Genomic DNA, 8,816 nt, shown 5'->3' on the forward strand with positions numbered 1-8,816 from the left:
CCTCAGCTCGTCCTGGTCCGTCAGTCCTTGGTGTCGGGGTCGTCGGCCTCGTCGCCCGTGTCACCGTCAGCGTCGTCGTCGGGGGTGGGACCGCCGAGGTCGGTGCCCCCGCCGCCGAGGTTGGCGTTCGTGATTCCGGTGGTCTGGTTGATGTAGCCCACCGCGTCCTGGATGTGCTCGTTGAGCTTCACCGCGGTGAGCCCGTTGAGCTCCTCGGTGGTGTCGTAGTCGTGGGCGAGCTGCTCCAGGTTCCGCGCCGTCATCTCCAGCGCGTCGATCGCCTTGAGCAGGAACTCCTCGACCGAGGGCACCAGACCTCCGGTGAGCTTCGTGGTCAGTTCGCCGGCGTGGTAGAAGGCCCCGGGAGCGATGTCGACGCCCCGCAGCGTCTTCAACGCCTCCTCCAGCAGCTCCCTGAGCTGGCGGAGGTTGCGCGCGAACGTCCTGAGCGCGTCGGTGCTCACCACGGTCGCGCCGGTGTCACCGGTCTTCCGGGGCGGGGGCGGAACCCTGTCGTCCAGGTCCGGCACGTCCCCGTGGTAGGTGCTCGTGGGCGGTGCCGTGGTGTCGCCGGTGTAGGCGTTGGCGTCGTCTACCTTGTCCCAGTCGAGCTTCATCGGATGATCTCCTCCTCCCGTGGGCCGGCCGCGCCGGGGTGACCCGGCGCGGCCGGGTGATCACCTGACGTTGAACCCGCCGAAGGCGTTGACACCGGTGTGCTCGACTCGCAGGTACCCGTGGGTGATGTTCTGGAGGGCGACCTCCGCGGCGTGGAGGCTGGCCGGCATGCGCTTCGACGCGGCGTCCCAACTGGCCTGGGCGATCCTGTACGTCTCCCGGGCGTCGCCCTGCCAATCCTTCAGCGTGGTCTGCACCTCCTGCTCCAGCTGCGCCAGCCTGTTGCTGAGCTGGATGCTGATCTCCGCCATCTGGTCGCGGGCCTGGTCGGCCATGCGCTGGTCGAACGTGTAGCTCGTCACGTCGTGGTCTCCTTAGCGGGGTGGGTCAGATACCCAGGTCGGGGCCGGTGGGGATGGCAGCGGCGACCTGGACGTTGCTGTCCTCGCCCCGCGTGACGGTGCCCGCGTGCTGCTGCACCAGGTCGATCATGAGGCCGAGCGCGTCGGTGATCTGCTTGCAGTCCGCGAACCAGGAGTTCATGGACCTCTCGTAGGCGCCGTAGGCCTCACCGCTCCAGGTCGTGCGGAGGACGTTCAGCGTGCCCCGGACGGTCTCGGTACCTCGGTTGGCGAAGTTCTGGGTTTCCTGGAACAACCCGGCGGCCCGCAGCAGGCCGGGGGTAGTGGTGGAAATCGGTGCATTCATGGGCTTCCCCTTGATGGATGTGCGATTGATCCACGCGCCGAACGGCGCCGAGATGCACCGCCACAGTTTTGGGCAACCCGCCTTCCGGGGAGCAGATGTCAACCCCCGCCGGTGCCCAAAAGTCCGACCAGGAGTGCGCACACAGGCGACCCGTCCATCAAGTTCCGCTCAAGCAGGGGAAAATGGGAGTCCGGGAGCGGCTAGATGGCATCCCACACGCGTCGTCGACCGAGCGGCGGTGTGGATCGGAGGAGCCTGGTGGTGGAGGATGTGAGCGGTCGTTTGCGCGTGGAGGTGCTCGGACCGCTGCGCGTGTGGTTGGACGACCGCGAGGCCCCACTGGGCTCGAACCGGCAGCAGGCCGTGTTCGCGGTGTTGACCGCGCACCCCAACCAGGTGGTGTCGCAGCGGACGTTGATCACGGGCGTGTGGGGTTCGGCGGTGCCGGCGAGCGCGACGGGCAACCTGCACACCTACCTGTCGGGGCTGCGGCGGGCGCTCGGTCCGGCGCGGGACGCGCTGGTGTCGGGTTCCGACGGCTACTCGCTGCGGCTGGACCGCTCGGCGCTGGACAGCGAGGTGTTCGAGCGCACCCGGCTGGAGGCGGAGCGGCGGTACGCGGCGGGTGACCTGCCCGGCGCGGTCGCCCTGCTGGACGAGGCGCTGGGGCTGTGGTCGGGCGAGGGCTACGCCGGGTTGCGCAGCCCGTTCGCCGAGCAGGCCCGCCGCAGGTTGGCGAGCCTGCGACTGGACGCGATCCGCCTGCGAGCGCGGGCGCGGCTGGAGTCGGGCGAGCACAGCGGGCTGGTCGCCGAGCTGACCGACCTGGTGCGCCTGCACCCCCTGGACGAGTCGCTGCGCGAACTGCTGATGCTGGCGCTGCACCGCGGCGGCAGGCACGCCGAGGCGCTGGAGAGCTTCCGCGAGGCCCGCGTGGCCCTGGCCCGGGAGGGCCTGGCTCCCGGGCAGGCGCTGCGCGACCTGCACCAGGTCGTCCTGAGCGGCCCTTCGGCCCTTCCCGCACAAGGTTCGCTGCTGCGGGTCCAGCCCTCGGCGGTGCGGCTGCCGCCGAGGGGACTGGTCGGGCGGGCGGCGGAGCTGGAAGCCCTGGGTTGTGCGCTCGACGACGTGCTCGCGGGCCGGGGTCGGGCGGTCTGGGTGGAGGGCGAGGCGGGCGTCGGCAAGACCGCGCTGCTGGTCACCGCCCTGGCGGGCTCGACGGGAAGACCGCACCACGTGGCCTGGGGCACGACCGACGAGCTGAGCGGCCGCTTCCCGCTCCAGGTCGTGCTGGAGGCCCTGGACATCACGTCGTCCTCGGCCGACCGGCAGCGCGCCGACCTGGCCGGGCAGCTGCGCGACCCGGCGGCGCAGCGCTGGTGGAACCGGACGGCCCCGGTGGACCGGTTGCTCGGGCTCGTCGCGGACCTGTGCTCCACCGCTCCGCTGGTGCTCGTGCTCGACGGCCTCCAGTGGGCCGACGACGCCAGCCTGCTGTTCTGGGACCGCCTCGTCGGCGCCACCGGGCACCTGCCGCTGCTGCTGGTCGGCGCCACCAGGCCCGACCGCTCCCGGGCGGGGGTGGGCCACCTGCGGGACAGCGTGGTGGCGGGCGGTGGCGTGGTGCTGGAACCGGCGCCGCTGTCGGCGGCGGACGCCGAGCAGCTGGTGGGCTCGGTGGTCGGCGCCTCGTCCGGTCCCGCGCTGCGCTCCCTGGCCGCCATCGCCGCGGGCAACCCGCTGTACGCGCTGGAGATCGCCGAGCTGATGGTGCGCGACGGCTGCGTGCGGGTGGTCGACGGGGTCGCGGAGGTGGACGAGACCGTGCTGTCGGACAGCGTCTACCAGCTGCGCAACGGGGTGGGGAAGAGCCTGGCGCACCTGTCCGAGGACACCCGCGAGGTGCTGCGTTCCGCCGCGCTGCTGGGCATGCGGTTCGACGTGGGCGAACTGGCCGCGGTGACGGGCCGGCTGCCGTTGCACCTGCTGCGCGCGCTGGACGAGGCCGTGGCGGCCCACCTGGTGGCCGAGTCGGACGGGTTGCTCGCCTTCCGTCACCCCTTCGTGCGATGGACCCTCTACAAGGGGGTGCCGCAGTCACTGCGGGTGGCGCTGCACCGACAGGCCGCCCAGGCGCTGGCCGAGGCAGGCGCGCCCGCCGACCGGGTGGCGGAACACCTGACGGTGGAGTCCTCGGTGATCGACGCCTGGACCACGCGGTGGCTGGTGACCCACCGCGAGGAGGTGGTCGACCGCGCGCCGCTGCTCGCGGTCGACCTGCTGCGGCGGGTGCTCGCCGCGACCCCGGCCGGTGGGGCGGAACGCGCGGCGCTGTGGATGTCGCTGCTCCGTGCCCTGTTCCACCTGGGGCGCGACCCGGGTGCCGAGGTGGCCGAGGCCCTGGTCGAGATCGCCGACCCGGCGGACGCCGCCGAGGCCCGGCACCTGTTCGCACTGGCACGCCGACGGGCGGGCGACACGGCGGGAGCCCTGGCGGTCCTGGAGGGGGCCGTCCGGGCGAGGGGCGTGCCCGCCATCTGGCGCGTCCGGCACCACGCCCTGCTGGCCGGGCTGCGCCGGAACGCCGCGGCGGACCTCGACGAGGCCGACGCCGACGCCGAGCGGGTGCGCGCCGAGGCGGTCGCGGCCGGTGACGCCTGCGAGGCCGCCTACGCCTCGCGCAGCAGGTGGCTGGTGGCGACCCTGCGCCGGGACCACGTGCAGGCGCTCCGACACGTGGAGGAGGGGCTGGCCGCGCTGGACGGACGGCCTGAGCTGGTCGAGGCGCGCTGCGACCTGCTGGACAACCGGGCGTTCACGCTCCAGAACCTCGACCGCCTCGACGACGCGGAGACCGCGCTGCTGGAGGCCCGGACGGCGGTCTCCCACCACGGCCTGTCGGCCAGGATGCAGGTCCCCTTCGCCGTGCACCACTACTGGACGGGTGACTGGGACCGCGCGCTGGTGGAGCTGAGCGGGGTCAACCGCGAAGCGCGGGGGTTGACCTTCGACCGCGTCCGGGAACCCGGTCCCGGCACCGCGCTGCTGCGGGGCGTCTCGGCGCTCATCTCGCTGCACCGCGACGAGCGCGCCAACGCCGCCGTGCACCTGGACGCGGTCGGCGCGTACACCAGGATGACCACCGCCGAGCGGGAGAGCGCCGACTTCCTGCTGGTGGCGTGGGCGCTGGCGGCCGAGCAGCGGGACTCCCTGGACGAGGCGGTCCGCGTGCTCTCCCCCCTGCTGCGCCCCGAGGAGGCTCCGCTGGTGCTGCGCCACCAGTGGCTCCCGTACCTGGTGCGGCTCGCCCTGGACGCGGACTGGGGGGACGTGGCGCGCGAGGCGCTGGAGGTGTGCGAGGAGGAAGCCGCGCGGGAGGTGCTCCCGGCGCGGGCCACGGCCGCCGCGGCCCACTGCCGAGGACTGCTGGCGGGCGACCCGCACGTGCTGCTCGGCGTCGCCGGGCACTACCGGTCGGTCGGCCGCGCGGTCGAGCTGGCGGCGGTGCTGGAGGACGCGGCGGTCCTGCTCGCCCGCGGTTCGGGCGCGAGCGCCGCGTCCGCGGACACGGCGCTCGCCGAGGCCGATCGGCTCTACCGGCGGTTCGGCGCCTCCTGGGACCTGCGGCGGTGTCGGAACCGGGTGGCGTCGAGCGGAGGCTGACCCGCCCCCGCCCCCGCGACCGACGCCCCGGCGGCGCACGGCGCTCACCGGAGCGGTGGGCGCCGTGCGCCGCCGGGCGGTCAGGCCGCGGGCACGGGGTCGGGCGGGGAGGCGAAGGCCATCGGCTCGCTGGGCCGCCCGGACTGGACGTACCAGGCCTCACCGGTTCCCGGTGAGGCGAGGACCGACTCGAACGCGTCGACGACGGTCATGACCTCCATCACCGGCAGGCCCGCGTCCCGGATGAAACCGCGGAAGCCGTCGATGGCCGTGGTGTCGGTGAAGGACGGGCAGAACGCGTTCAGGCGGATGCCCTCGTGGGCGATCAGCGGCGCCAGCGACCGCACGTAGTTCACGACGGCCGCCTTGCTGGCGCCGTAGAACGGGTCGAACGGCACGGGCACCAGCCCGGCCAGGCTCGCGACCGCCACGATCCGCCCGCCACCGCGCGCCCGCAGGGCCGGCAGGGCCGCCTGGACGCCGTAGACGACGCCGTCGACGTTCACGGCGAAGACCTGGCGGTAATGCTCGACGTCGAACCCGCCGTCACCACCGGTCACCACACCGGCGTTCAGGCACGCGATGTCCAGTCCCCCGAACTCCTCGACGGTCGCCTCGACCGCGTCCGCGGTGTCGCCCGCCTCGCGCACGTCGCACAGGACGAACAGGCCGCCGATCTCGTCGGCGACGGCCGCGCCCGCCTCGGCGTCCAGGTCGGCGACCACCACGCGCGCGCCACCGCCCGCCAACCTGCGCGCGACCGCCGCGCCGATGCCGTGCGCGGCACCGGTGACCAGCGCGACCTTGTCCCGGTACGCCTCATCGTTCACCAAAGATCTCCTCACCACTCCCGGACCCGCATCCCACACGCCCGGCGGGTGCCGGGCAATCCTCCGGATGGGGGCACCCGTGGGCCATCGGCCGTTGCGCGAAAGGCCGGACGTGGTGTCCGGACGCCCCGATCGACATCCGGGCGGCGCGGGTCAGGGACGGCAGCGCGACGGCGTCCGGTCGCCTCCGCGCAGCGTGTCCACCCGGGCGGAGCTCGCGGCGCGGTGGGCGGCGACCTGCCCCTGCACGTCCGCGGGCGCGACGAGCTCGTCCTGGGCGTAGTAGGTCCAGTCGACCTGCTGGACGTACGTGCTGACCCCGCCGCGGTGGCCCTCCAGGTCGGTGAACCACAGGTTGTAGTTCAACGACATCGGCTGGCGGGGCAGCACCGAGCGCCCCTTGCCGTCGTCCACGTGATCGGCGACCAGCACACCGTCCACGTAGTACCGCACGTGTCCCCCGCCTACCTGGGTGACGACCGTGTGCCACCCGCCGAAGCCCCCCGGGGTCGAGGTGACGGCCTGGTCGGCCTCGTAGGGCTCCGACCGGATCGTGTGGACGCTCGCGTGACTGCGCAGCGGGTCGCGCCCGCCCCACGCCCCGTTGGGGGTGTACTCGGTGAAGCTCAGCTGGCTGTAGAGCGGGTCGTCGTCGCCGCGCAGCGGCGTGATGGTGAGGTACGCCTGCATGACGTGGTCGCCGTCCGCGCCGGTGACCGGTGCGTCGGTGAACCGGACGCGGCTGGCGTAGGTGCCGTGGCCGAACCGGCGCTCCTGCTGCACGAGCTCGGCCTGGCTGGTGCCGGCGTTCGTCCCGTCGGTGGAGGCGCTGAGCTGGGCGACCTGCTCGCCCTCGACGGACGGGAACGTGATGTTGCCCGGTGACCAGCGCGCACCCTGCGGCCCGGGTCCGCCTGCCTCGGACCGCGCCGTCCACCCGGCCGCGGTGAACCGCCCGTCGCCGCTGGAGGTGTAGCGGAAGTCGTCGAAGAACCGACCGCACGCCTCGCCGCCGGAGGGCGCCGGGGAGCCGCCGGACCGGGGGTCACCGGCCGGCGCGACGACGGGCGCGGGTGGTGGCGCGGGAACGGGCTCGACGGACGAGGAGGACGTGGGGGGAACCGGAGTGGAGGTCGCGGCACGCGGCAACGGGGCCTCGGAGTGGGCGGAGACATCCGCCGGCGCGCTCGCGGCCGGGTCGCCGCCGAGGCCCGCGACCACGGCCCAGCCGATCCCCGCGGTCAGGACGGTCACCACCGCGACCACGACCACGACCGGCCGGCGCACCGACCCGGACCACGTCCGCGCGACCTGTCGGTTCACCTTCGTGACCCGCCGGTTCAGCCGCCTGAGCCACTTCGGCGCGATGAACATCAACCTGTTCCTCCGCATCCAGATCGGCGGCACCACGACGCCGTTGAGCCGATTAGGCCATCCCGCGAGCGGCGGGGTCCTCCGGGAACCACCATGATCGCGCGACCGGGAAAGGCGGTGTAGCCGTTCGGGCACGAAGGCTCCCGGACCGCAGCGGCGGGCGACGCGCCGTGGTCAGACTGCGCTGGACACCACCCGCAACACCCCGCAAGGAGTCCCGTGTTCAGCCTCCGCGCCCTCCGCGCCCTCCGCGCCGCGCTGTCGTCCCTCGCCGTCGGCGTCCTCGTCGCGACCATCGCCACGGCCACCGCCGGCACGGCGTCAGCGGCCGCCTACAGCTTCACCCTCTGCAACTACGCGGACGACTTCCACGTCTCCGCCTACTTCCCGACCTACCTCCCGGGCCGCGGCCACTACTCCGCCACCGCCTGGACCAACCAGTGCGTCGTGACCACCCACACCGGCGGGGAGAGCGTCGGCATCGTCATCAAGCCCGACACGCCGCAGAACAAGGCCCTCGCAACCCGGTACTTCACCACCGACCGGTCGAACGACGTGTTCCACACCTCCGGCAGCTACTACTCGCCGGTCATCAAGGCGCACGCCCACCGGTAACCGCCCCAGGCTGCCCGGCGGTGGTCCACACCGCCGGGTAGCCGAACCCGGAAGCGGCACATCCCGGAAGCACAGCCACGAACCCGCCCGCAGAGAGCGTGGGCGGGTTCGTGGCGTCATCCAACCAGTTTCAGGCTTCGGGGCGGGGAACGGCCGTCGGAGGGGCGCTCTCGTCGGCCGCCGGCTCGGTGGTGGTGACGAACTCCGGCTCGGCGGTGGCGGCGGCGACGGTGGCGAACTCCGGTTCGCCGGCGGTGGCGGTCCGGCCGCCCGGGACCGGCGGCACCTCCCAGGGGAGGACCTCCAGCGATTGCCCGCCGTGGAAGCGCTGGTAGGTCGCGCCCACCTCCTCGTCGGACAGGGCGAGGGCCCGGCGCATGAAGTCGCCGACCAGTCGCACGGAGGCCGGGCCGCCGGGGTTGAACAGCACGTCCACGTCGTCGGCCAGCATGTTCACCAGTTCGACCAGGTCGATCCGCCGCCAGTCCGGGGAGCTGACGCGCAGGCGGTGCACCTCGGAGGTGGCGATCACCACGCAGGGCACGTCGTCCGGCGAGCGCATCACCAGCGGGCGGTCGTCGCCGTTCATGGCGATGTCGAACAGCGAGTCGCGCATCAGCAGCTGGAACTGCTCGACCTCGGCGTCGCCGCTGATCACCAACCGCAGCATGGCGTCCATCGGGTCGGCCGGCGAGTCCGGGTTCGAGGGCAGGTAGCCGGGGTTGGTCCGGAAGGGGCCGAGGCCGCCGTCCGGCTTCACCGGCCACAGGCCCACCACGGCTTCCAGGGGCGGCGCCTCGTCCTCGGTCTGCGGTTCCCACGAGGGGTCCATCAGCAGGAACCAGTTCTCGACGTCGGCGTCCGCCTCCACGTCGTCCTCCTGTCACGCGTCATTCGGGGATATCGGGTGGGTTCATTGCACGGTCCGCGCCCCGCGCGGACAACCCGCGCGGCGGGCACCGGGCGCGTTGAGGCAGGCACCACTTCCCCAACGGCCCGGCACGGCTG

At 73.3% G+C, this 8,816-nt stretch carries 8 protein-coding genes; 2 read left to right on the top strand and 6 right to left on the bottom strand.

Annotated elements, in window-relative coordinates; translation table 11 throughout:
- Window positions 1–20: 20 nt before the first annotated feature.
- From CKY47_RS33805 to CKY47_RS33815, 3 genes are read right to left on the bottom strand one after another with little or no spacing between them, the layout of a single operon-like run.
- Complete coding sequence (locus tag CKY47_RS33805; protein ID WP_306750430.1) at window positions 21–617, bottom strand: hypothetical protein; 597 nt, start codon at window positions 615–617, stop codon at window positions 21–23.
- A 60-nt stretch (window positions 618–677) separates the two neighbouring features.
- Complete coding sequence (locus CKY47_RS33810) at window positions 678–980, bottom strand: WXG100 family type VII secretion target (protein WP_306750431.1); 303 nt, start codon at window positions 978–980, stop codon at window positions 678–680.
- A gap of 25 nt (window positions 981–1,005) precedes the next feature.
- Window positions 1,006–1,326, bottom strand: a complete 321-nt coding sequence (locus CKY47_RS33815) for a WXG100 family type VII secretion target (RefSeq protein ID WP_306750432.1) — start codon at window positions 1,324–1,326, stop codon at window positions 1,006–1,008.
- Between the two features lie 258 nt (window positions 1,327–1,584).
- On the opposite strand from CKY47_RS33815, the gene CKY47_RS33820 reads away from it, so the two are divergent.
- On the top strand, window positions 1,585–4,989 hold the full coding sequence (locus CKY47_RS33820) for an ATP-binding protein (protein ID WP_306750433.1): 3,405 nt from the start codon (window positions 1,585–1,587) through the stop codon (window positions 4,987–4,989).
- A gap of 80 nt (window positions 4,990–5,069) precedes the next feature.
- Here the strand turns inward: CKY47_RS33820 and CKY47_RS33825 are convergent, their stop codons facing one another.
- Both CKY47_RS33825 and CKY47_RS33830 read right to left on the bottom strand, forming a co-directional pair.
- Window positions 5,070–5,819, bottom strand: a complete 750-nt coding sequence (locus CKY47_RS33825; RefSeq protein WP_306750434.1) for an SDR family NAD(P)-dependent oxidoreductase — start codon at window positions 5,817–5,819, stop codon at window positions 5,070–5,072.
- Between the two features lie 153 nt (window positions 5,820–5,972).
- Window positions 5,973–7,193, bottom strand: a complete 1,221-nt coding sequence (locus tag CKY47_RS33830; protein WP_306750435.1) for a glycoside hydrolase family 16 protein — start codon at window positions 7,191–7,193, stop codon at window positions 5,973–5,975.
- 219 nt (window positions 7,194–7,412) lie between these two features.
- Here CKY47_RS33830 and CKY47_RS33835 point away from each other — a divergent pair, with 219 nt between their 5' ends.
- A complete protein-coding gene (locus tag CKY47_RS33835) occupies window positions 7,413–7,808 on the top strand; it encodes a hypothetical protein (RefSeq protein WP_306750436.1) in 396 nt (131 codons plus the stop codon).
- Between the two features lie 130 nt (window positions 7,809–7,938).
- Here CKY47_RS33835 and CKY47_RS33840 read toward each other — a convergent pair whose 3' ends face one another.
- A complete protein-coding gene (locus CKY47_RS33840; RefSeq protein ID WP_306750437.1) occupies window positions 7,939–8,679 on the bottom strand; it encodes a type VII secretion system-associated protein in 741 nt (246 codons plus the stop codon).
- Between the last annotated feature and the right edge of the window lie 137 nt (window positions 8,680–8,816).

Source organism: Saccharothrix longispora (assembly GCF_030852425.1).
Lineage (GTDB): Bacteria > Actinomycetota > Actinomycetes > Mycobacteriales > Pseudonocardiaceae > Actinosynnema > Actinosynnema longispora.